Below are 20,927 nucleotides of genomic sequence, written 5' to 3'. Positions count from 1 at the left end.
ATCGCCATGCGCGAGTGCGGCTTGAGTGTGGCTGGTCGCGCAGTTCCCCGCGCCCCTGTCGGGGGCCGTGTTAGAGCAGTTGTTTCAGGTTCTGGGCCAGGAGGTCCCAGCGCCATTTTTCCTCGGCCCAGGCTCGGCCTCGTTCTCCCATGCGGTGGCGTAGCGCCGGGTCGGCGAGGAGGGTGGTGATGCGTTCGGCGGTCTCGGCCGGGGCGTTGCCGGGGACGACCCATCCGGTCTCCCCGTCCAGCACCGCGTCGGGTGCGCCGCCCGAGTCGCCGGCGACGACCGGCAGGCCGGTCGCGGAGGCTTCCAGGTAGACGATTCCGAGGCCCTCGACGTCGAGTCCGCCCCGCCTGGTCCGGCAGGGCATCGCGAAGACGTCCCCGGCGCCGTAGTGCGCGGGCAGCTCGGACCAGGGGACGGCGCCGGTGAAGCGGACCGAGCCGGCCACCCCGGTGTCGTGGGCGAGCCTGCGCAGGTCCTTCTCGTACGGCCCGCCCCCGACGATCAGCAGCACCGCTTCGGGCTGCTCGGCCAGGATCCGGGGCAACGCGCGGATCAGCGTGTCCTGGCCCTTGCGCGGGACGAGCCGGGAGACGCACACCACGACCGGCCGGTCGGTCAGCCCGAGCCGCGCCCGCACCTCGGCGCCGCCGGACCCCGGGTGGAAGGTCTTCTCGTCGACCCCGGGCGGCAGTTGCACCATCCGTCCGGCCGCCGCCGGACTCAGCGCGGCGGCGATCCGGGTGCGCGTGTACTCGCCGAGGTAGGTGATCGTGTCGGTGGACTCCCCGATCCGGTGCAGCAGGTGCCGGGCGGCGGGCAACTGGGCCCAGCCCGCCTCGTGCCCGTGGGTGGTGGCGACCAGCCGTTCGGCGCCCGCCTTGCGCAGCGCGGGCGCCATCAGCCCGAGCGGCGCCGCCGCCCCGAACCACACCGAGGTGCACCCGTGCTCCCGCAGCAGTCCGGCCGCCCGCCGGGTCGCCCCGGGCGTGGGCAGCAGCATCGTCGTACGGTCGCGTACGACGGTGAAGGGCTGCTCGGCGTCGAAGGCGGCCGTGGCCTCGGCGCCGTCCCGGCCGCGCTTCCAGGTGGAGGCGTACACGACGAGCCGCCCGGGATCCAGCCGGAGCGCCATGTTGTGCAGGAACGCCTGGATACCGCCCGGCCGGGGCGGGAAGTCGTTGGTCACGATCAAGGTCTTGTGCATCACGCCCAACCTATCCAACGCGCCCGCCCACCGCGGACCGGCGACCGGTGCCCGCCCCGGGGGCGGTCCGGGCGGGCGACGCGACCGGGCCGCGCGGCGGCATTGCCGGGCCCCGCACGGGCTGACGCGACATCATGGCTGCGCGGGACGGGTCACTCCACGGGACGGGACACGACGGACAGGGGCTGGGTGGACATGGCGGGCGCGAGGAGGTCCCTGGCCGGGCTGCTGGGGGTCTGGGGGCTGACCCGGCTGATGCTGCTCCTCTTCGTCTTCCGGGTGCTGGTCTTCCCGGGCGCGGACGTCACGACCGACGTGTCGGTGATCTACCACGGCTGGTTCGAGGTGCTGCGCCACGGGACGTTCCCGCTGGACGACGTGACCTGGCAGTACCCGCCCGCCGCCGCGCTCGCCGTGCTTGCGCCGGGCGCCCTGCCCTTCCTCGCCTACCCCGACGCCTTCTTCGTCCTGGCCTGCCTCGCCGACCTCGCCGTCCTCGCGCTGCTCGGGTACGCGGGCCGGCGCCCCGGCAAGTCGCCGCGCGGGGCGTGGGTGTGGGTGGCGGGCCTCCCGCTGCTGGGACCCACGGCCTACGCCCGTTACGACGTCATGGTGACCGCGGTGGCGGTGGCCACGCTGTTCGCCGGAGCCCGCCGGCCGCGGGTGATGGGGGCGCTGGCCGGCTTCGGGGCGATGGTGAAGGTGTGGCCCGCGCTGCTCCTGGTGGGTGCCGTGCGGTTGCGGGCGTGGGGCGCCGCGCTGGTGAGCGCGGTGGGCGTGGCGGCGGTGTTCGCCCTCGCCATGCCGGGCGCCTTCGCCTTCCTCGCCTTCCAGCGCGACCGGGGCACCGAGGTGGAGTCGCTGGGCGCCCTGGTCTTCCACGTGGCGCGGCACCACGGCTGGCGGGGCGAGGTACTGCTCAACTACGGCTCGGTGGAGTTCCTGGGCCCGTACGTCGGCCTGGTGAGCACCACCGCGCTGGCGCTCACCGCGGTCGCCTTCGGCTGGCTGCTGCTGTGGCGGGTGGCGGCGCGGCGGATGCGGCCGCGACCGCACACCCTCGCGGACGCCGCGTTCACGGCGGTGCTGCTGTTCGTCACGACGAGCCGGGTGATCAGCCCTCAGTACCTGGTCTGGCTGATCGGGCTGGCCGCGGTCTGCCTGTCCTTCCGTGCCACCCGGATGGGTCCGCCCGCCCTGCTGGTCCTGGCCGCCGCCCTGGTGACCGTCCTGGAGTTCCCGGTCGGCTTCTCCCACGTCGTGGTCAGCGACCGGTACGGCACGGGCCTGCTGTTCCTGCGCAACGGCCTGCTGGTCGGCGCCTCGCTGCTCGCGGCCCGCAGGCTGTGGCGGGCCACGGTCCCCGCGAAGCCCGCCGCCGCCCTGCCGAGCCGGGCCGCCCGTACGGAGGAGAGTCCGGTCTCCTCCTGAGCCGGGCCACCGGATGGCCCGGCTCAGGAGATTCGCCCGACCACCCGGTCAGGAGAGCTGGGATCTGAGGTGGTCCTGCCATTGGCGGGTGAAGTCCGCCGCGCCGGTGCCGAGCACCTGGCGCAGTGCGTCCTCGACCGCGCCCGCCCGCTGTCCGTGGGCGCCCACGGCGCGGTAGAACGCGCCGAGCCGGGCCTCGCCCCAGCGCTCGGCGATCATCCGGCAGGCCAGCCAGCCGCCCTCGTACGCCTGGGCCAGCCGGGTGGGGTCCGCGGTGAACGCGAAATCCCCGTCGGGCGGGAGCCCCGCCGGGATCCGCCGGGCGCGGACCGCGCGGGTCAGCTCCGGTGCCACCTCTGTCGGCGTACGCCCCTCGCCGAGGTAGCCGATCCAGTCGGCGTACCCCTCGGACAGCCACAGCGGGGTGGCGGGCGTGGTGTGCGGGCGCGTGGCCACATGGGTGGTCTCGTGGGAGAGCACCACCTGTTTGCCGACGTCACCGAGCTGGGCGTACGCCTCCGGGTTGATGACGATCCGGTCCGCGGGGGCCTTGACCGTGCCGCCCGCCTCGCCGGTGGTGACCGCGGCGATCCCCCGGTACGAGGAGGCGGGCGAGCCGAGCAGGCCCGCCATCCCCTCCAGGTCGCGCGGTACCAGCACGACGAGCCGCCGGGTCCAGTCCGTGCCCCAGGCCCCGGACACGGCCGGAACGGCGCGGTCGGCGAGCCGGGCGTAGCCGCGCAGCTGCCCGGCGGACTGCCCGACCCCGAGCACCAGGCTGTGCGCGCCGGTGACGGCCGACACCTCGCCCTGGTCCCACAGCTGCGGTCCGGCGTGCCGGGCGGGCCGGTCGGAGTCGACGTACCACTTGCCGTCGGCGGTGCGGCTGAGGGTGATCGTCCGGTCGGCGGTGACGGGGGCGCTGTCGTAGCCGCGGATCCGGTAGCTCAGCCGGGCCTCGGCGGTGGCGTCGGCGCCGGTGTGCCGCAGGCCGGTCACGCGGTACGACCAGGACGCCAGCGGAACCGTGTCCAGGTTCGGGTACCCGGTGCGGGTGCCGGTCGCGCCGTACGCGCTCCCGTCGTGCTCAAGGAGCGCCGCCGCGCGCCGGTCGAGCAGCCGCTGCACCTCGGCCCGGGCCGGATCGGCCGCCGTCCGCCCGCCGCACCCGGCCGGCGGGACGAGCAGCGCGACGAGCAGCAGCCAGAGCGCCGCCGACCGCCCTCTGTGTCCACGACCAGCCATCTGCCCGATCGTACGGCCCGCGGCGGGGCGGTCAGACCCGGGTGACCGACGAGACGGGCATCATGCCCACCGGGTCGTAGCGCACCGGGGCGCCGGGGTAGGGCGCGTGGATCACCTGCCCGTGGCCCATGTACATCCCGACGTGCCCGGCGTCCGAGCGGTAGACGACCAGGTCGCCGGGGCGGGCCTGGGAGAGCGGGACCTGCCGGCCGGCGTACCGCTGCTCCTGCGAGGTGCGCGGGATGGCGATCCCGGCCTTGGCGTACGACCACTGCATCAGGCCCGAGCAGTCGAAGCCGGAGGGCCCGTTGGCGCCCCAGACGTAGGGGCGGCCGAGGGCCGAGCGGGCGGCGTCGACGGCCGCGGCGGCCCGGGCGTCCAGGGGGGTGCCGTCCGGCAGGCCGGAAAGGTCGGCCCGGCTGCCGCGGGAGGCCCGTTCGTAGGCGACCCGCCGGCCGTCCGGCAGGGAGTTGAGCAGTGCCCGGGCCTTGGCGAGTTTCCCCTCCACGGTCCGCTTGTGCGCGGCGACGGCCTTGCGGCTGTGCTCCAGCCGGGCGAGCTTCCCGGCCGTCGCGGTGCGCTCCTGGCCGAGTTCGCGCATGGCCGACTGGAGCGCCCGCAACTGGTCGGCCTGGCGGATGCCGATCCGGTCGAGGGTGCTGGCCTTGGCGAGGTAGTCGTCCGGGTCGGCGGAGAACAGCAGGGCGACCGTGGGGTCGAGGCCGCCGGAGCGGTACTGGGCACCGGCCAGCGCCCCCAACTCCTCGCGCATGGCGTTGATGTGCTGCTGCTGCCGGGCGATGTGGTCCTGGGCGGCGCGGACCTGCTCGCGCAGCCTCAGCGTCTGCTCGTTCGCCTTGTTGTAGACCTCGGTCGCCTTCTCCGCCTCCTGGTAGAGGCGGTCCACCTCGGCGGAGGCGTCGTCACGCGGCGCGGCGCCCGCCGGTACGGCGCCGAGCGCGGCGGCCGCGGACAGAACGCACAGGACGGTGATGCCCCGGTTGAACCCGGACGGTGCAAGGCGGTGATGGGACCCCACGGAAGGCCGCACTCCTTCACCTCGTGACCGCTCGCTCGCCTGCGGGGGACGGCCGGTGCCCACAAGCGGTCGCGCTCGGCCCTTCGGCCTGCACGCACGCGCCCACGGCACCGGCGCACCCTTCGGCTCACGCGCTGCCGGCGGACGGTTGCCGTCTCCCCGGTGCCGGGACGGGGTGTCCGGGTCGTGGGGGAAACGCGGCAGACAGTAGCCGCGTGGATACCCGCCGGCCAAAGACCGTCAGCGGTCGCACAACGTGGCGCCCCGCCGCTGACGCAGGTCACCGGCGGGGCGTGGAGTCAGTTTCGGTTGCCGGGATTCGCCCGTTCGGGCGCCTCGATACCCCGGTCGGCCGAGCCGCGCAGGCTCAGATCCGGACGCCGAACTGGAACGGCATGTTGTTGATCGACTCGTACCGGACGACGGTGCCGGTGCGCGGGGCGTGCAGCACCATGCCCTTGCCCGCGTACAGGCCGACGTGGTGCAGGTCGCCGTAGAAAAGCACCAGGTCGCCGACCTTGAGGTCGCTCTGGCTGTAGATGCGCGTGCCGGCGCCGGCCTGCGCCTGGGAGGTGCGCGGTATGGAGACGCCGGCCTGGGCGTAGGCCCAGGAGGTCAGGCCCGAGCAGTCGAAGGACGAGGGCCCGGTGGCACCGTAGACGTACGGCGTGCCGATCTTGCTCTGGGCGGCGGCGAAGGCGGCCGAGGCGTGGCCGGAGGCGGCGGGGACGTCGCCGAGGTCGACGCGACCCTGAGAGGAGCGGTTGGCGCGCGCCTGCTCGGCCTCCAGCGCCTGCTTCTCCTGCGCCGTCAGGCTGTTCAGCAGCTTCTGCGCCTCGGCGAGCTTGTTCTGGACCGCCTGCTTCTGCTTCTTCAGCTCGGTGCGGGTGGAGTCGAGGTCCTTGAGCTTGCTGCTCGCCTCGGTCCGCTCCTGGGACAGCTCGCGCTGCTTGTCCTGGATCTTCTTCAGAGCGTCGACCTGCTGGCCGCTCAACTGGTCGAGCGTGGACGCCTTGTCCAGGTAGTCGTCCGGGTTGGCCGACAGGAAAAGCTGGACGGACGGGTCTATGCCGCCCGAGCGGTACTGCGCACTGGCCATGGCGCCGAGGCCGTCCCGCAGCTTGTTCAGGTCCTGCTGGCCGCGGGCGACGTCGTCCTGGATCGTGGAGATCTCCTTCTGGAGCTTCTCCTGCTTCTCCGTGGCGCCGTTGTACTTCTCGGTGGCCTGCTCCGCCTGCTCGTAGAGCTTGTCGACCTTTGTCTTGACCTCGTCCTTGCTCAGCTTCTCGCTGGGGGCCGCGTTGGCCGCCTGCGCGCTCAGAGCGACGGCAGCGGCGGCTGCGGTGGTCAGCACGGTCACGCGAGTGCGACTCGGCTGCTTGGGTCGACGGTGGGACGCCACGGAGACGGGCTCCTTCTTTTGAGTGATCACCCGTGTGGAGGTTCGAGGCCAGACCCTAGTGACCCAGTTGTGATCAGTTCAAATCCTCAGGAGAAAAAATCCGTCACACCATGCATTCTTTGCCCACAACTAACGGCCCGTGATGTTTATTTGACGCTACGTTGCGTGACACTCACGCCAATTCGGGCATTAGGTACGGACATTGCCGTTTACGGCAGTCGCTTGAGAAGCATCGCAGAAGCCACAGGACGGGCACCCGCCCGCGCGACGCCGTCGGCCACCTCGCGATCGGTCGAGGCGACGATCACCGGCCGGCCCGGCGGCTCGGCCCGCACCAGCTGGCGGATCAGCTCGTCGGCGGTCACACCGGGCTTCGAGAACAGCACGCGCACGCCGCGCGGCGGGGCGAGCAGCACCGGCGCGGCCAGTTCGGCACCGTCGAAGACACACGTCACCTCGGCACCGGTCTGCGCGGCCAGCTGCGAGAGCTGGCCGAGCAGCCGCAGCCGCTGCCGCTCCAGCGGCATCTGCGGATAGCCGGTCTTCGTGACGTTGTAGCCGTCGACCACCAAGTGCGCCTGCGGCAGGGCGAGAAGCTGGTCCAGGATCGCCGGATCGTGCTCGGACAGCGCCCGCGCGGCGATGTCCTTCGGGGTCATCCGGCCCGGCTCCACCGCGTCCACGGTCTCGGCGGGCCGCACCGAGACGGGCGGCAGCGCCAGCTCCCGGCGCAGCCCCTGGGCCGCGTCCAGCACCGTGTCGAGCAACAGCCGCACCCGCATGCCCTCGACGCTGCGCCCCTCCCGCGCCGCCCTGCGGCTGGCCTCCAGGGCGGCCTCGGCCTCCCCCAGGCGGGCTTTGAGCCGCCGGGTCTCGCTCTCAGCCGTGGAAACCTGGGCCTGCGCATCGGCGCGCACCGCCTCGATCTCGCCCTGGGCCTTGCGCAGCGCGGCGTCGCCCCGCTTGACGTCGCTGAGGGCGGCACGCAGCTTGCGGTGCAGCGATTCGGCTTCCCGCTTGGCCGAGTCCAGTTCGGCACGCAGCCGTTCGGTCTCGGCGCGGGTCTGCTCGTGGGCCGAGTCCAGTTCGGCGCGCAGCCGGTCCAGTTCGGCCCGGCTCTCCTCGTCGGCGCGCTCGGCGTCCGCCCGCTGAGCCTCCTCGCCGGCCGCGGCCACCAGCTTCACCCAGCCGGCGGGACGCAGTACGTAGGCCGCGGCCGCCACGTCGAGCGGGTCCGCGGCCGGGGGCGGTGCACCGGAGTCGAGCGCGCCGGAGAGTTCCGGCTGCGCTTCTCTCAGCTTCTCGCCGATGCGCTGCCGGAACAGCAGGTCGCTCTCGACGGCGGCGGCCATCGCATTGCCCGCGAACTTGGCGCGGCGGTTCGGAGCGAACCGGGCATACTGCCGCAGCTGGGCGGGCAGTTCGCCGACCGTCAGAGCGCCGAAGCCGTCCGAGACGATCTGCACGACCCGGCGTCGCACACCGTCGGGCAGCGGACGGTCAAGCACCTCGGCGGTGCCGTCGCCCGGCCCCCCGCTCGTGGTCTCCACCATCCTCACACCCCAATACCGGTACGGGTCCGTCTCCCGTGCTCAGGAGTCGGCACCCGGCCTGTCCACCAGTTCCACCTGGTCCGCCGCGTTGCACCAGCGGCAGCGCACCGACTCGATGGTCTCACTGACCACCTCGCGCTCCTCGACCTTGGGCTCGCCGGCGAGGTCCAGGTGGACGTACTCGACGACCCTCGACGCGCGTGTGACGTCGAAACGCGTGAGGTTGCCGCAAAGGGTGCAGCGCCATCGCGTCGTGGCGGTCGGCAGGGGAACCGGCATCGCGACCGTTCGCCTCCTTTTAGTCTCCGTGACGCGCGGTCTGCCCGGCACGTGTGGCTCGTAACCCTACGGCCTGGCGGGTACTCGTCGCCCGTTCGTCCGTGGCGGCGAGGCGGTCTGTGCTACTGCGTCCCCTTACGTCATGCTCTGTAGCCATGATCAGCAACTGGAGCGCGACGGCCCGGCGGATCTACCGAGCGGTCCGCGGCTCGTCGGCGCCGATGACGCACGTCCTGATCGCCCTGTGCTGCCTGATCTTCCTGATCGGGCCCGCGTCCGGCTTCAATACGACGTACGGCACCGGTGACGAGCTGCTGGCCGCCCAGCGGGCATACTTCCGGCGCTGGGGCGTCATCCCCACGAACCTGTTCGCCGGCCCGGTCGGTGAGGCCCTCACCCCCGCCACGGCCCTGTTCGTGCACGGCAGCTGGGTGCATCTGCTCGGCAACATGCTGTTCCTCTACGTCTTCGGAGTGATGACCGAGGAACGGATGGGCCGCGTGCGGTTCACCCTGTTCTACGTCGGCTGCGGCTACCTGGCACTGATCGGCTACGCCGCCGCCAACGCCGCCTCCCAGCAGTCCCTGGTCGGCGCCTCCGGGGCGATCTCCGCAGTCCTGGGAGCGTTCCTGTACCTGTTCCCCGGCGCCCGTGTCACCAGTCTCCTCCCTTTCCTGTTCTTCCTCCCGCTGCGCTTTCCCGCCTGGGTCGTCCTGCCCTTCTGGGCGGCCCTGCAATGGGCGGCGGCGCGGCAGGCCACCGACGGGCCGGGGGTGGCGTATCTGGCCCATCTGGTGGGCTTCTCCCTGGGCTTCGTCTTCGCCTGGGTGCGGTTCGGACGTGCAGCTAGAGTGAAGGCCGCCCCAGCTCCGGCTCCCGAGGGAGAGAACCAGCCGTGATCACCGCGATCGTGCTCATCAAGACCAGCGTGGACCGGATCCCCGAGATCGCCGAGCAGATCGCCGGGCTGGACAGCGTCAGCGAGGTCTTCTCGGTCACCGGCACCTACGACCTGATCGCCATGGTCCGGGTCGGGCAGCACGAGGACCTCGCCGACGTCATCCCCGGCCGCATCAGCAAGATCCCGGGCGTGGAGGCCACGGACACCCACGTCGCCTTCCGCACGTACTCCCGGCACGACATGGAAGCGGCCTTCGCCATCGGGCTGGACAGCTGACAGGCCCGCGGGGGGCCTGTCCTCGCGTTCCGGGGGCCGGTCAGGACGCCGGGACGCAGCGGCCGTCCTCGGTGCGGTACTGCCACTTCGCGCCGTCCCGGACCAGTTCCCTGACGGCGGTCACGAATCGTTCCACGTGCTCGTCCGGCGTCCCCGCGCCGAAGCTGACGCGTACGGCGTTGAGGGACTTCTCGCCCGGTGCCGCCTCGGGGGCGCCGCACTCGCCCTGGGACTGCGGATCGGTGCCCAGCAGGGTGCGGACGAGGGGGTGGGCGCAGAACAGCCCGTCGCGGACGCCGATGCCGTACTCGGCGGAGAGCGCCGCGGCGAAGTGGGAGCTGTTCCAGCCCTCGACCACGAAGGAGATCACGCCCACCCGGGGGGCGTCGTCGCCGAACAGGGACAGCACCCTGACCTCGGGGACCTCCGCGAGACCCGCGCGGACCGTGTCGATCAGGTGCCGCTCCCTGGCGACCAGGGTGTCGAAGCCGGCCTCGGTGAGCGCCTTGCAGGCGGAGGCGACGGCGTAGGCGCCGATCACGTTCGGCGAGCCGGCCTCGTGGCGGGCGGCCGTCTCGTGCCACTCCACGGCCACGCCTCCGTCGGCCCGCCGGGTGACCGTACGGCTCGCCCCGCCGCCCGCGAGGTACGGCTCCGCCGCGCGCAGCCAGTCGGCGCGTCCGGCCAGCACGCCGGCGCCGAAGGGGGCGTACAGCTTGTGCCCGGAGAAGGCGACCCAGTCGACGTCGAGGTCGCGCACCGACACCGGGTGGTGCGGGGCGAGCTGGGCGGCGTCCAGGACGATCCGGGCGCCGTGCTCATGGGCGGCGGCGGCCAGCTCGCGCACCGGCCACAGCTCGCCGGTGACGTTGGAGGCGCCGGTGACGCAGACCAGGGCCGGGGCCTCAGCGTCGCGGTCGCCCAGCGCCCGCCGGAGGGTCGCGACCGCCTGGGCCGGGGTTTTGGGGGCGTCGAGGTAGCTGACCCGGTCGTTCTTCCAGGGCAGCAGGGCGGCGTGGTGCTCGGTCTCGAAGACGAAGACCTGGCAGTCGGCCGGGGCCACGGCGGCGAGGAGGTTGAGCGAGTCGGTGGTGGAGCGGGTGAAGATCACCTGGTCGTCGGCGCGGCAGTCCAGGAACCCGGCGACGGTGGCGCGGGCGTTCTCGAACAGGTCGGTGGACAGCTGCGAGAGATAACCGGCGCCGCGGTGCACGCTGCCGTAGTAAGGGGCGTACGCGGCGACGTCGTCCCAGACGCGCTGGAGGGCGGGGGCGCTGGCCGCGTAGTCGAGCGCGGCGTAGGTGACCTCGCCGCCGGTGACGAGCGGGACGGTGACGTCACGGCCCAGGACGGGCAGCGGGGCACACACGGCCGGGGCGGAGGCAGCGGTGGAGACGGACATGGCACAACTCCCGTGAAGGCAGGCGGAATTCACCGCGCGAGCACCGGGACGGCGGGTGCGGCTCAGCGCGGGAAGAAAGTTTGAAAGGGGTGAAAGGGTGCGCGGAGGCGGGGCTCTGCGGCCCTATCGCATTCGCTTGCTCACGGGTGGCTCCCTCGACCTCCAGGACCCCTGGATTCCACGAGGGGTCCGCGCTTGCCGCAGACCTCGCTGCCTGCGGCCTGGTCTTCACCCGGGGCACCCCGCCACGGACGGAGGGTTGCCGGACAGTCGGCCGGGGCCGAATGACTGTCACTCATGACCTGAACGGAAAAGTACGCGGATGATCGATCGCCCGCAACCCGTGTCCGGATGACGGGACGCACACACGCGTAGGCGCGGCCCCGTCACCGGACGAGGCGCTGGTGCGATCGCCGCGCCCAGCGCGCGCCGAAAAGCAGGAGGTCGGCCACGAAGACCACCACACCGATGACCAGAAGGTAGGTCAGTCCCTGCACCACCGTGCCGACCAGGCCCAGGCCGACCGCCACGAGGATCAGGAACAGGAAGAACGCCAACACGGGCGGCCGCCTCCTCCGGTCCGGCCTCAGCGACGCGCGAGGCGGCGCCCGCGATCGGCGCCGGGCGCGTAGGGCCGGTCGTAGTGCTTGAAGATCTCTTCCTCACGGGCGGCCGGCAGGACACCGTCCGTGCCGATCGACGGTGCCTTCCTCACCTGCCCCCGCGTGTACGCCACCCGCACGTATCCGGGTCCCACGGTCGCCTCGTCGACGGGGACGAAGACGAGTCGCTGCCGGGTGGGCAGCCCGGTACGGACGGTGGCCACGGCCGGCGCATCGGTGGTGGTGTCCACGTAGACCCCTTCCAGGGCACCGATCTTGCGACCCTCGGAATCGATCACGTCACGATTGCGCCACTCACGGATATCGGCTGAATGGATCATGCCTGGCTCCTCGCGGCCCGCCGGGGACTCTCCTGTCCTCCCACTCTACTTTGACCTGGTATTTTCCGCGGGTCGTCCCGGCGCTGGTGCCATGGCCGGAAAGGTTTGCCGACGGCTCGCGCCGTCCGATGCCGGTGGCACCTCCCGCGCGAGCGGAGCCGAGCGAGAGGGGAACCATACCGGGCGTCGCGAGCCGGTGGACCTTACCGGTCGCAGTCCTGGGCGTGACTGGCGGTCGCCCAGCGGTCCAGGGAGTTCCTGGCCGCGCCCGAGTCGATCGACTTCGCGGCCTTGGCCATGGCCGTGCGGATCTGCTCCACCAGCGGCCCGTCCTCCGGCTCCAGGGCCACCAGAGCCGCCGCCGAGTTCAGCAGGACGGCATCCCGTACCGGGCCCGGCTCGCCGTCCAGCAGGCGGCGGGCCACTGCGGCGTTGTAGGCGGGGTCGGCGCCGCGCAGGGCCTCCACCGGCACCAGGTCCAGGCCGACGTCCCGCGGGTCGAAGACCTGCTCGGTGACCTTGCCGTCGCGCACCATCCACACCCGGGAGGTGGCGGTGGTCGTCAGTTCGTCGAGGCCGTCGTCCCCTCGGAAGACGAGCGCGGACGAGCCGCGCTCGGCCAGCACGCCGGCGATCAGCCCGGCCAACCGGGTGTCGAAACAGCCGATCGCCGAGGCACCGACCCGCGCCGGGTTGGTCAGCGGGCCGAGCAGGTTGAACGAGGTCGGGATCCCGAGGTCGCGCCGGACGGCGCCGACGAAGCGCATCGAGGGGTGGAAGACGGTCGCGAAGCAGAAGGTGATCCCGGCTTCCTCGGCCACCCGGGCCACCTGGGCGGGCGTCAGATCCAGGTTGACGCCGAGTTGTTCGAGTACGTCCGACGACCCGCTGGCGGAGGACGACGCCCGGTTGCCGTGCTTGACGACCTTCGCGCCGGTGCCCGCGATCACGATGGAGGACATCGTCGAGATGTTGACCGTACGGGCCCGGTCGCCGCCCGTGCCGACGATGTCGACGGCCGGCCCGGGGATGTCCAGCGGCTTGGCGTGCGCGTACATCGCCTCGACGAGGCCGGTGATCTCCTCGACCGTCTCTCCCTTGGCCCGCAGGGCCACCAGGAAGCCGGCGATCTGGGCGTCCGCGGCCTCGCCGCGCATGATGCGGTCCATGGCCCAGGCCGTGTCACCGGCGCTCAGGTCGTGGCCGCGCAGCAGCGCGCTCAGCAGCTCGGGCCAGGAACGGCCCGCCGCGGTGTCGCCTCCAGCGGGGGTCACAGCACTCATCAGCCGCTCCTGGGTGGTGGACGGTACGGATCCGGCCTCCACCCTATCGATCCCGGCATACGGCGAGGGGCCCCGTCCGGATGGCGATCCCCCTGCTCTTTCGAGCCTGGGGAGGACGGGGCCCCTCGCGTGTGGCGTGGTGTGCGCAGCGATCAGTGGTGGCCGTGGCCGCTCGTGATCTCCTTGTACTCCTCGACGGTGGGCTTCGGGATCTGGGAGTCCTCGCCGTAGTAGGAGTCGCTGATCTTGGCGCGCAGCTTCTCCGCGGCCTTCACCTTCCGCTCCACACCGTTCTCGTCGACCGTCGGGCCGATCTCGGCCGGCTGGTACTGGTGGTGCGACGTGAGGGTGTGCAGCTGCTCCTGGCTGAGCGGCTCGTGGACCTCGATGAACTCACCGTGCGGCAGCCGCTTGATGATGCCGGTCTCGCGGCCGTGCAGCACCTTGTCGCGGTCCCGGCGCTGCAGGCCGAGGCAGATCCGCTTGGTGGCGATGAACGCGATGACCGGTCCGAGGAAGAAGAAGATCCGGACGAACCAGGTGACGGCGTTGATCGACAGGTGCAGATGCGTGGCCCACAGGTCGTTGCCGCCGCCGACCAGGGTGATCATGTAGATCGTGATCCAGGCGACGCCGAACGCGGTACGGGTCGGGGCGTTGCGCGGGCGGTCCAGGATGTGGTGCTCGCGCTTGTCGCCGGTGACCCAGGACTCGATGAACGGGTAGACCGCGATCGCCATCAGCACCAGCGGGAAGAGGACCAGCGGGATGAACACGCCCAGGACCAGCGTGTGGCCCCAGAAGTTGATCTCCCAGCCCGGCATGAAGCGGATCAGACCCTCGGCGAAGCCCATGTACCAGTCGGGCTGGGCGCCGGTGGACACCTGGTCCGGCCGGTAGGGGCCGATGGCCCAGATCGGGTTGATCTGCGCGATGGCCGCGATGGCCGCGATGGCGCCGAAGACCAGGAAGAAGAAGCCTCCGGCCTTGGCCATGTAGACCGGCAGCAGCGGCATGCCGACCACGTTCTTCTCGGTCCGCCCGGCACCCGCGAACTGCGTGTGCTTGTGGTAGAAGACCAGGATCAGGTGGCCCACCACCAGACCGAGCATGATGCCCGGCAGCAGCAGGATGTGGATCGAGTAGAACCGGGCCACGAAGTCGTGGCCGGGGAACTCGCCGCCGAAGAGGAAGAACGAGAGGTACGTGCCGACGATCGGCACGGACAGGATCGCGCCCTCCATGAAGCGGACACCGGTGCCGGAGAGCAGGTCGTCCGGGAGCGAGTAACCGGTGAAGCCGGTGAACATGCCCAGCATGAACAGCAGGAAGCCGAACAGCCAGTTGATCTCACGCGGCTTGCGGAACGCGCCGGTGAAGAACACGCGCATCATGTGCACGAACATGCCGGCGAGGAAGATCAACGCGGCCCAGTGGTGGATCTGCCGGACGAGCAGACCACCGCGCACCTCGAAGGAGATGTGCATGGTCGAGTTGAACGCCTCGGACATCAGCTGACCCTGCAGCGGGACGTACGAGCCGCTGTACGCCACCTCGTTCATCGAGGGGTGGAAGAACAGCGTCAGGTACACACCCGTGAGGATGATGATGAGGAAGCTGTAGAGGGAGACCTCGCCCAACATGAACGACCAGTGGTCGGGGAAGACCTTGCGCATGTTGGCCTTGGCCAGGGAGTAGATCCCGAGCCGGCCGTCGGCCCAGTCGGCGACGCGTTCGCCGGCCGGTGCCTTCCCGCGCGAGCGGGGTGCTTCGTTCGATGCAGTGCTCATCCGCGCTCCCAGAATGCAGGACCGACGGGCTCCGCGAAGTCGCCGAGCGCCTGGAGGTAGCCCTCGTCGCTCACGCCGATGCGCAGCTGCGGCAGGGCGTGACCGGCCGGACCGAAGATCACTCGGGCACCGTCGGAGAGGTCGAAGGTGGACTGGTGGCACGGGCAGAGCACGTGGTGCGTCTGCTGCTCGTACAGCGAGATCGGGCAACCGACGTGGGTGCAGATCTTGGAGTAGGCCACGATTCCCTCGTGCGACCACTCAAGCTCGCGCTTGTCCTTGATGTTGTCGGGCTGGATCCGCACGATCATCAGCGCGGCCTTGGCCATCTCGGTCTGGAACTCCTCGTCCCGCTCCTCCAGGCCCTCGGGCTTGGCGAAGGTCAGCGAGCCGATGGCGATGTCCGAGGGACGCAGCGGCTCGTTGGTGTTCATGTTGACGAGCAGCTTGCCCTTCGACCACAGCGTGTGGCGGAGCTTGGACTCGGGCAGTGTGCCGAGGTCGCGCAGCAGGACGACGCCGGACAGCGGCACCAAGGTGAGCGCGCCGAACATCGTGGTGCGGATCAGCTTGCGGCGGCCGATCGCCGACTCCTTGGCGCCCTGCCTGAAGTCGGCGAACACGCGCTCGCGGACCTCGGGGCTCGCCGAGACCGGGTGCCGTTCGTCGGCGATCTCCACGTCGGACATCAGGGTGCGGGCCCAGTGGACCGCACCCGCGCCGATACAGAACAGCGCGCCGCCGAGCGTCAGGCCGAGCGCAAAGTTGAGCGCGCTGACGTGACCGATCGGGAAGACGAAGATCGACTTGTCGGGCGGGATCGCCACGTACGAGGCGATGAAACCGACGGTCGCCAGCATCGACACCGTGAACAGCAGGGCGACGCTGCGCTCGGACCGCTTGGCGGCCCGCTCGTCGATGTCCTGGATCCGGTGCTCGTGCGGCGGCAGCCCCGGGTCGGCGAACGGGTTCTTCTCGTCCGCGATGCCCAGCTCGCCGTGGGCTGCGCCCTGCTCGGCCGGCAGGTTCTCTTCTGGAATGTCTTGGCTACTCATGACTTCTTGGCCTTTGCGGTCCGAGCGGCGACCCAGACGGCGACCGCGATCAGTACGCCCAGTCCGAAGATCCACGCGAACAGACCTTCACTGACCGGTCCGAGACCGCCCAGGGACAGGCCACCGGGGTTCTCGGTGCCGCTGCTGTTGACCGCGTTCAGGTACGCGATGACGTCCTTCTTGTTCTTCTCCGACAGCGTGGTGTCGGGGAAGGAGGGCATGTTCTGCGGGCCGGTCTGCATGGCCTCGTACATGTGCTTCGGGGCGACGTCCTGGAGGTTCGGCGCGAACTTGCCCTCGGTCAGCGCACCGCCCCTACCGGTGAAGTTGTGACACTGCGCGCAGTTCGTGCGGAACAGCTCACCACCCCTGGCGATGTCCGCCCCTTCCGGGCCGTACTGCGCCTCGGTCGGGATCTCGGGACCGGCGCCCAGCGAGGCGACGTACGCCGCGAGCTGGTCGATCTGGGCCTGCGAGTAGATGTTCTTCTTGGCCGGGACCTGTGCGCCCTGGGAGGTCGCGGCCGGCATGCGGCCGGTGCCCACCTGGAAGTCCACGGCCGCGGCGCCCACACCCACGAGGCTCGGGCCGTCCGAGGAACCCTGGCCACCGGTGCCGTGGCAGCTGGCGCAGCCGACGGTATAGAGCTTCTTGCCCTCCTCGATGGTCAGGGACTGGGCCGCTGTGTCGGCCTGCGCCTTGCCCGCGGGCGCGAACGCGGCGTACAGCCCCCCGGTGGCCGCCAGCGCGAAGAGTAGGACGACGACCGCCGCCAGCGGATGGCGTCGTCGTGCGGAGAGCTTTTTCACGGATTACCCCGGTGTCAGGATCTTCTGCGTCGATGCTTCTGGGATGGATCGGTTGCCGTCGTGCGGCACGCCGATTACTTGATCAGGTAGATCGTGGCGAAGAGGCCGATCCAGACGACATCGACGAAGTGCCAGTAGTAGGACACGACGATGGCGGCGGTCGCCTGCTCGTGCGTGAACCTCTTCGCCGCGTAGGTACGGCCGAGGACCAGCAGGAAGGCGATGAGACCGCCCGTCACGTGCAGCCCGTGGAAGCCGGTGGTCAGGTAGAACACGGAGCCGTACGGGTCGGAGGAAAGGGAGATCCCGTCCTTCTTCACCAACTCCGTGTACTCGTAGATCTGACCGCCGATGAAGATCGCGCCCATGATGAAGGTCACGATGAACCAGCCGCGGAGCTTCTTCACGTCACCGCGCTCGGCGGCGAACACGCCGAGCTGGCAGGTGAGCGAGGAGAGCACCAGGATCGTGGTGTTCGTCGCGGAGAAGGGCACGTTGAGCGCGTGCGCCATCGACTTCCAGTGAGCCTCTCCGGTCACCGAACGCAGGGTGAAGTACATCGCGAAGAGGGCCGCGAAGAACATCAGCTCGGAACTCAGCCAGATGATGGTTCCGACGCTGGTGAGGTTCGGCCGGTTGACCGACGGGTGCGCGTGCCCGGTTTCTACTGTCGTTGCTGTCGCCACGACCGACATTATGTCGGTCGCTTATCTCGCCCTCACTCCCGGGGGTGCCGTTCGGAGTGTCTTCGCCTGTCATACGGCTGTTGACGTGGTGTTCATGGGGGTAGCATCCGCCCAAACGGCCTTGTCCGTACGACGCTGACGTCTCGGAGGATCCATGCAGCCGACCGCCACGGTGCTGGTCTACAGCGACGATTCCAACACCCGCGAGCAGGTACGGATGGCCACCGGCCGACGTCCGGCACCCGATGTTCCGCTGGTCGAGTTCATCGAGTGCGCGACACCCGCGGCGGTGCTGCGCGAACTGGACCACGGCGGTATCGACGCCGTCGTGCTGGACGGCGAGGCCGTGCCGATGGGCGGTATGGGGGTCTGCCGGCAGATCAAGGACGAGGTGTTCCACTGCCCGCCGGTGCTGCTGCTGATCGGCCGGCCGCAGGATGCCTGGCTCGCCACGTGGAGCCGGGCCGATGCGGCGGTGACGCTGCCGGTGGAGCCGGTCGAGTTCGCCGGGGCGCTGGCCTCCCTGCTGCGGCAGAAGCGGCTGCAGAACGCCTGACGGGGCGTCGGACGCTCGCTTTGAGCCAGGTCCCCGGGCCCCTGCCGGGGCCCGGGACCTGCGGGTGTTCCGGCCCGGTCACAGGGCGGCCGGCTGCAGCCGTGCCGCCTCCTGCCGGCTCGCGGTGTTCCCGGCGCCCGCCGTCACGGCGCTGCCGGTGCGCCACTTGTTCCAGTCGACGTTCCAGTCGCCGAAGCCGTTGCCGAAGTCCTCCATCTGGTCACCGTTGGAGTTGATGACCTTGACGATGTCTCCGGGTCGGACGGTGTCGAAGAACCACTTGGCGTTGCCGGTGCTCATGCCGGTGCAGCCGTGGCTGACGTTGGCGGAGCCCTGGGAGCCCACGGACCAGGGAGCGGCGTGCACGTACTCGCCGGACCAGGTGACGCGGGTCGCGTAGTACACCGGCAGGTCGTAGTTGTCCGCCGAGCCTGCGGCGATGCCGACGGTGGTACCGCGCATCCGTACGAAGTACTCCTTCTCCAGCACCACCTTGACGCCATTGCGGGTCTCGTAGCCGGGCTTGCCGGTCGTGACCGGGATCTGGTTGATCACCTGGCTGTTCTTGTAGACCGTCAGGGTGTGGGTGGCTGCGTCGGTGACGGCCTCCATCCGGTCCCCCGTGGTGATCGTCAGGGGCTGCGCCTTGCCGCCGCGCAGCCGGTCGCCGATCCGGATGCCCTCCAGGTTGCTGTGCACCTGGATGGTGGCGTGGGCGGGCCAGTAGTCCTTGGGCCGGAAGTGGAGCTGTTTGTCGTCCACCCAGTACCAGGAGCCCTGCACCGCGGGCGTGGAGTCGACCCTCAGGGCGCTCTCCACGACGGCCCGCTGCGCCTTGTCCTTGACGGGCTGGCTGAGGTCGGCCGTGATGGGCTGGCCGACGCCGTACTCGCCGGCCTTGGGGCCGAAGGTGACGTCCAGCGTCTTCTTGCTGTCGGGCCGGCTGGTGTCGAAGGTGAGGGTCTTGCGGCCCGGCGCCCCGTTCCCGTTCTCCGTGCTGATCCGCACGGTGTAATGGGCGTCGGCGGCGAGCGGCGAGGTGCTGTGCCAGCGGCTGCCGTCGGCAGCCAGTTCGCCCGCCACGTAGCGCCCCGTCGCGTCCGTGGCTGTGACATCCGTGATGCGCCCGTCACCGCTCTTGGCGGTGACCTCCAGAGGCTTGTCCGGGTCGGCTTTCTTCCCGGCGTCCTTGGGGCCGTTGAAGGAGATCTGGCCCGCCGCGTCGTACGGCTTGGCCGCCAGCGGGTCGCCGCCGCCCGAGCCGCACGCGGCGACGCCGGCTCCTAGGGCGGTCACGAGCAGCGTGCAGCCGACGGCGGTGCGGGTGTGGGGTCGGGGGCCGTGGGAGAACGCAGTGTGGCTCATGGCCTCACCGTACGGAGCAACGTCAAACGCTGGCGCGCTGAGCGACCCGTTCGGGTGAATGTAGTTGGGTCATATGACAGAAGCCCGGACCTCCCTGAGGGGGATCCGGGCTCCCGTGACTGTTCAGTACGTGTTACTGGGTGCGGTTCTCACCGTGGTAGTACTCGAACACCCACCCGAACAGACCGATCAGGATGATCGGCGCGGAGAAGTAGAGCAGCCACCAGCCGACGGCGATGCCGAGGAAGGCCAGCGCGCCGCCGATGCCGAGGGCGAGCGGCTGCCAGCTGTGCGGGCTGAAGAAACCCAGCTCGCCCGCGTCGTCCGCGACGTCGGCCTCCTTGTTGTCCTGGGCACCCGCGTCGACCCGCCGGGCGGTGAAGCCCAGGTAGAAGCCGATCATGATGCACAGGCCGAAGACCAGGAAGAGTGCCGTGGTACCGGCCGGCTCCTTCGACCACACGCCGTAGACGACCGCCACGACGAGCACGAAGAAGCTCAGCCACATGAACATCCGGCCTTGGATCTTCACTTGCCGGCCTCCTTGCCGCTCGCGATGGCGCTGCTGCCGACACCGGCGTGCTCCAGCTGCTCCAGGGCCGCGATCTCAGGGTGGTGCAGGTCGAATGCCGGGGATTCACTGCGGATCCGCGGCAGGGTGAGGAAGTTGTGCCGCGGCGGCGGGCAGGAGGTGGCCCACTCCAGCGAGCGGCCGTAGCCCCACGGGTCGTCGACCTCGATCTTCTTGCCGTACTTGGCGGTCTTCCAGACGTTGTAGAGGAACGGCAGGACCGACAGACCGAGCACGAACGAGGAGATCGTCGAGACCGTGTTCAGCGCGGTGAAGCCGTCCTGATTCAGGTAGTCGGCGTACCGGCGCGGCATGCCCTCGGCACCCAGCCAGTGCTGGACCAGGAAGGTCCCGTGGAAGCCGATGAACAGCGTCCAGAAAGTGATCTTGCCGAGCCGTTCGTCCAGCATCTTGCCGGTGAACTTGGGCCACCAGAAGTGGAAGCCGGAGAACATCGCGAAGACCACGGTGCCGAAGACGACGTAGTGGAAGTGCGCCACCACGAAGTACGAGTCGGAGACGTGGAAGTCCATCGGCGGCGAGGCCAGGATGACACCGGTCAGACCACCGAAGGTGAAGGTGATCAGGAAGCCGGTGGCCCAGAGCATGGGTGTCTCGAAGGACAGCGAGCCCTTCCACATGGTGCCGATCCAGTTGAAGAACTTCACCCCGGTCGGTACCGCGATCAGGAAGGTCATGAAGGAGAAGAACGGCAGCAGCACACCGCCGGTGACGTACATGTGGTGGGCCCACACCGTCACGGACAGGCCGGCGATCGAGATCGTCGCGCCGATCAGGCCCATGTAGCCGAACATCGGTTTCCGGGAGAAGACCGGGATGACCTCGGAGATGATGCCGAAGAACGGCAAGGCGATGATGTACACCTCTGGATGGCCGAAGAACCAGAAGAGGTGTTGCCACAGCAGGGCTCCGCCGTTGGCGGCGTCGAAGACGTGGGCGCCGAACTTGCGGTCGGCCTCCAGCGCCAGCAGGGCGGCGGCCAGGACCGGGAAGGCGAGCAGGACCAGGACACCGGTCAGCAGCACGTTCCACACGAAGATCGGCATGCGGAACATGGTCATGCCCGGGGCGCGCATGCAGATGATGGTGGTGATGAAGTTGACCGAA

Annotated in this window: 21 protein-coding genes and 1 riboswitch; of the genes, 4 read left to right on the top strand and 17 right to left on the bottom strand. The window is 70.4% G+C overall.

The features are described from left to right. Positions 1-70: 70 nt before the first annotated feature. The gene (locus tag ACFYPJ_RS18185) at positions 71-1,213 is read right to left on the bottom strand and encodes a glycosyltransferase family 4 protein (protein WP_389017651.1); all 1,143 of its coding nucleotides are present in this window, start codon (positions 1,211-1,213) and stop codon (positions 71-73) included. 189 nt (positions 1,214-1,402) lie between these two features. Here ACFYPJ_RS18185 and ACFYPJ_RS18180 point away from each other — a divergent pair, with 189 nt between their 5' ends. Then, a complete protein-coding gene (locus ACFYPJ_RS18180; RefSeq protein WP_389017648.1) occupies positions 1,403-2,644 on the top strand; it encodes a glycosyltransferase 87 family protein in 1,242 nt (413 codons plus the stop codon). Positions 2,645-2,692: 48 nt separating this feature from the next. On the opposite strand, the gene ACFYPJ_RS18175 is transcribed toward ACFYPJ_RS18180, so the two are convergent. The 5 genes from ACFYPJ_RS18175 to ACFYPJ_RS18155 all read right to left on the bottom strand — a co-directional run bounded on the left by ACFYPJ_RS18175 (position 2,693) and on the right by ACFYPJ_RS18155 (position 8,162). Then, complete coding sequence (locus ACFYPJ_RS18175) at positions 2,693-3,889, bottom strand: hypothetical protein (RefSeq protein WP_389017645.1); 1,197 nt, start codon at positions 3,887-3,889, stop codon at positions 2,693-2,695. A gap of 31 nt (positions 3,890-3,920) precedes the next feature. Continuing rightward, a complete protein-coding gene (locus tag ACFYPJ_RS18170; RefSeq protein WP_389017642.1) occupies positions 3,921-4,928 on the bottom strand; it encodes an NlpC/P60 family protein in 1,008 nt (335 codons plus the stop codon). Positions 4,929-5,295: 367 nt separating this feature from the next. Then, a complete protein-coding gene (locus ACFYPJ_RS18165; RefSeq protein ID WP_389017639.1) occupies positions 5,296-6,330 on the bottom strand; it encodes an NlpC/P60 family protein in 1,035 nt (344 codons plus the stop codon). Positions 6,331-6,539: 209 nt separating this feature from the next. Continuing rightward, positions 6,540-7,883, bottom strand: a complete 1,344-nt coding sequence (locus ACFYPJ_RS18160; protein ID WP_389017636.1) for an NYN domain-containing protein — start codon at positions 7,881-7,883, stop codon at positions 6,540-6,542. A gap of 39 nt (positions 7,884-7,922) precedes the next feature. Further along, positions 7,923-8,162 carry a hypothetical protein gene (locus tag ACFYPJ_RS18155; protein WP_389017634.1) on the bottom strand — a complete coding sequence of 80 codons (240 nt, stop codon included), beginning with the start codon at positions 8,160-8,162 and terminating at the stop codon, positions 7,923-7,925. 155 nt (positions 8,163-8,317) lie between these two features. Here ACFYPJ_RS18155 and ACFYPJ_RS18150 point away from each other — a divergent pair, with 155 nt between their 5' ends. Together ACFYPJ_RS18150 and ACFYPJ_RS18145 are read left to right on the top strand one after the other, a co-directional pair. Further along, positions 8,318-9,061 (top strand): rhomboid family intramembrane serine protease, encoded by a 744-nt coding sequence (locus ACFYPJ_RS18150; protein WP_389017631.1) that lies wholly within the window; start codon positions 8,318-8,320, stop codon positions 9,059-9,061. Then, complete coding sequence (locus tag ACFYPJ_RS18145) at positions 9,058-9,339, top strand: Lrp/AsnC family transcriptional regulator (RefSeq protein ID WP_389017628.1); 282 nt, start codon at positions 9,058-9,060, stop codon at positions 9,337-9,339. Before ACFYPJ_RS18150 ends, ACFYPJ_RS18145 begins: the two co-directional genes overlap by 4 nt. A 40-nt stretch (positions 9,340-9,379) precedes the next feature. Here ACFYPJ_RS18145 and ACFYPJ_RS18140 read toward each other — a convergent pair whose 3' ends face one another. From ACFYPJ_RS18140 to ACFYPJ_RS18105, 8 genes are all read right to left on the bottom strand, one after another. Next, complete coding sequence (locus tag ACFYPJ_RS18140) at positions 9,380-10,741, bottom strand: aminotransferase class V-fold PLP-dependent enzyme (protein ID WP_389017625.1); 1,362 nt, start codon at positions 10,739-10,741, stop codon at positions 9,380-9,382. Positions 10,742-10,927: 186 nt separating this feature from the next. Continuing rightward, positions 10,928-11,044, bottom strand: a riboswitch (SAM riboswitch). Between the two features lie 83 nt (positions 11,045-11,127). Further along, the gene (locus tag ACFYPJ_RS18135; protein ID WP_389018200.1) at positions 11,128-11,298 is read right to left on the bottom strand and encodes a hypothetical protein; all 171 of its coding nucleotides are present in this window, start codon (positions 11,296-11,298) and stop codon (positions 11,128-11,130) included. A gap of 29 nt (positions 11,299-11,327) precedes the next feature. Further along, complete coding sequence (locus ACFYPJ_RS18130; RefSeq protein WP_389017622.1) at positions 11,328-11,684, bottom strand: PRC-barrel domain-containing protein; 357 nt, start codon at positions 11,682-11,684, stop codon at positions 11,328-11,330. A gap of 203 nt (positions 11,685-11,887) precedes the next feature. Then, positions 11,888-12,967, bottom strand: a complete 1,080-nt coding sequence (gene trpD, locus ACFYPJ_RS18125; RefSeq protein ID WP_389017619.1) for an anthranilate phosphoribosyltransferase — start codon at positions 12,965-12,967, stop codon at positions 11,888-11,890. Between the two features lie 152 nt (positions 12,968-13,119). Further along, entirely contained in the window at positions 13,120-14,757 is a 1,638-nt protein-coding gene (locus tag ACFYPJ_RS18120; protein ID WP_389017616.1) for a cytochrome bc complex cytochrome b subunit, read from the bottom strand. After that, a complete protein-coding gene (locus ACFYPJ_RS18115) occupies positions 14,754-15,812 on the bottom strand; it encodes a Rieske 2Fe-2S domain-containing protein (RefSeq protein WP_389017613.1) in 1,059 nt (352 codons plus the stop codon). Before ACFYPJ_RS18115 ends, ACFYPJ_RS18120 begins: the two co-directional genes overlap by 4 nt. Continuing rightward, entirely contained in the window at positions 15,809-16,621 is an 813-nt protein-coding gene (locus ACFYPJ_RS18110) for a c-type cytochrome (RefSeq protein WP_389017610.1), read from the bottom strand. The genes ACFYPJ_RS18115 and ACFYPJ_RS18110 overlap by 4 nt, the downstream gene beginning before the upstream one ends. 74 nt (positions 16,622-16,695) lie before the next feature. Beyond that, a complete protein-coding gene (locus tag ACFYPJ_RS18105; RefSeq protein ID WP_376536708.1) occupies positions 16,696-17,316 on the bottom strand; it encodes a heme-copper oxidase subunit III in 621 nt (206 codons plus the stop codon). Between the two features lie 145 nt (positions 17,317-17,461). Here ACFYPJ_RS18105 and ACFYPJ_RS18100 point away from each other — a divergent pair, with 145 nt between their 5' ends. Further along, positions 17,462-17,863 carry a hypothetical protein gene (locus ACFYPJ_RS18100; protein WP_389017607.1) on the top strand — a complete coding sequence of 134 codons (402 nt, stop codon included), beginning with the start codon at positions 17,462-17,464 and terminating at the stop codon, positions 17,861-17,863. Between the two features lie 78 nt (positions 17,864-17,941). Here the strand turns inward: ACFYPJ_RS18100 and ACFYPJ_RS18095 are convergent, their stop codons facing one another. The 3 genes from ACFYPJ_RS18095 to ACFYPJ_RS18085 form a co-directional block, all read right to left on the bottom strand. Then, the gene (locus ACFYPJ_RS18095) at positions 17,942-19,228 is read right to left on the bottom strand and encodes an Ig-like domain-containing protein (RefSeq protein ID WP_389017603.1); all 1,287 of its coding nucleotides are present in this window, start codon (positions 19,226-19,228) and stop codon (positions 17,942-17,944) included. Between the two features lie 133 nt (positions 19,229-19,361). Continuing rightward, a complete protein-coding gene (locus ACFYPJ_RS18090) occupies positions 19,362-19,760 on the bottom strand; it encodes a cytochrome c oxidase subunit 4 (protein ID WP_389017600.1) in 399 nt (132 codons plus the stop codon). Next, a partial coding sequence (locus tag ACFYPJ_RS18085; RefSeq protein ID WP_389017597.1) for a cbb3-type cytochrome c oxidase subunit I occupies positions 19,757-20,927 on the bottom strand: 1,171 nt, incomplete at its 5' end. The genes ACFYPJ_RS18090 and ACFYPJ_RS18085, both read right to left, overlap by 4 nt.

The sequence above is a fragment of the Streptomyces sp. NPDC006012 genome (assembly GCF_042871185.1).
GTDB lineage: Bacteria > Actinomycetota > Actinomycetes > Streptomycetales > Streptomycetaceae > Streptomyces.
This window is presented reverse-complemented; position numbering and strand designations above follow the sequence as displayed.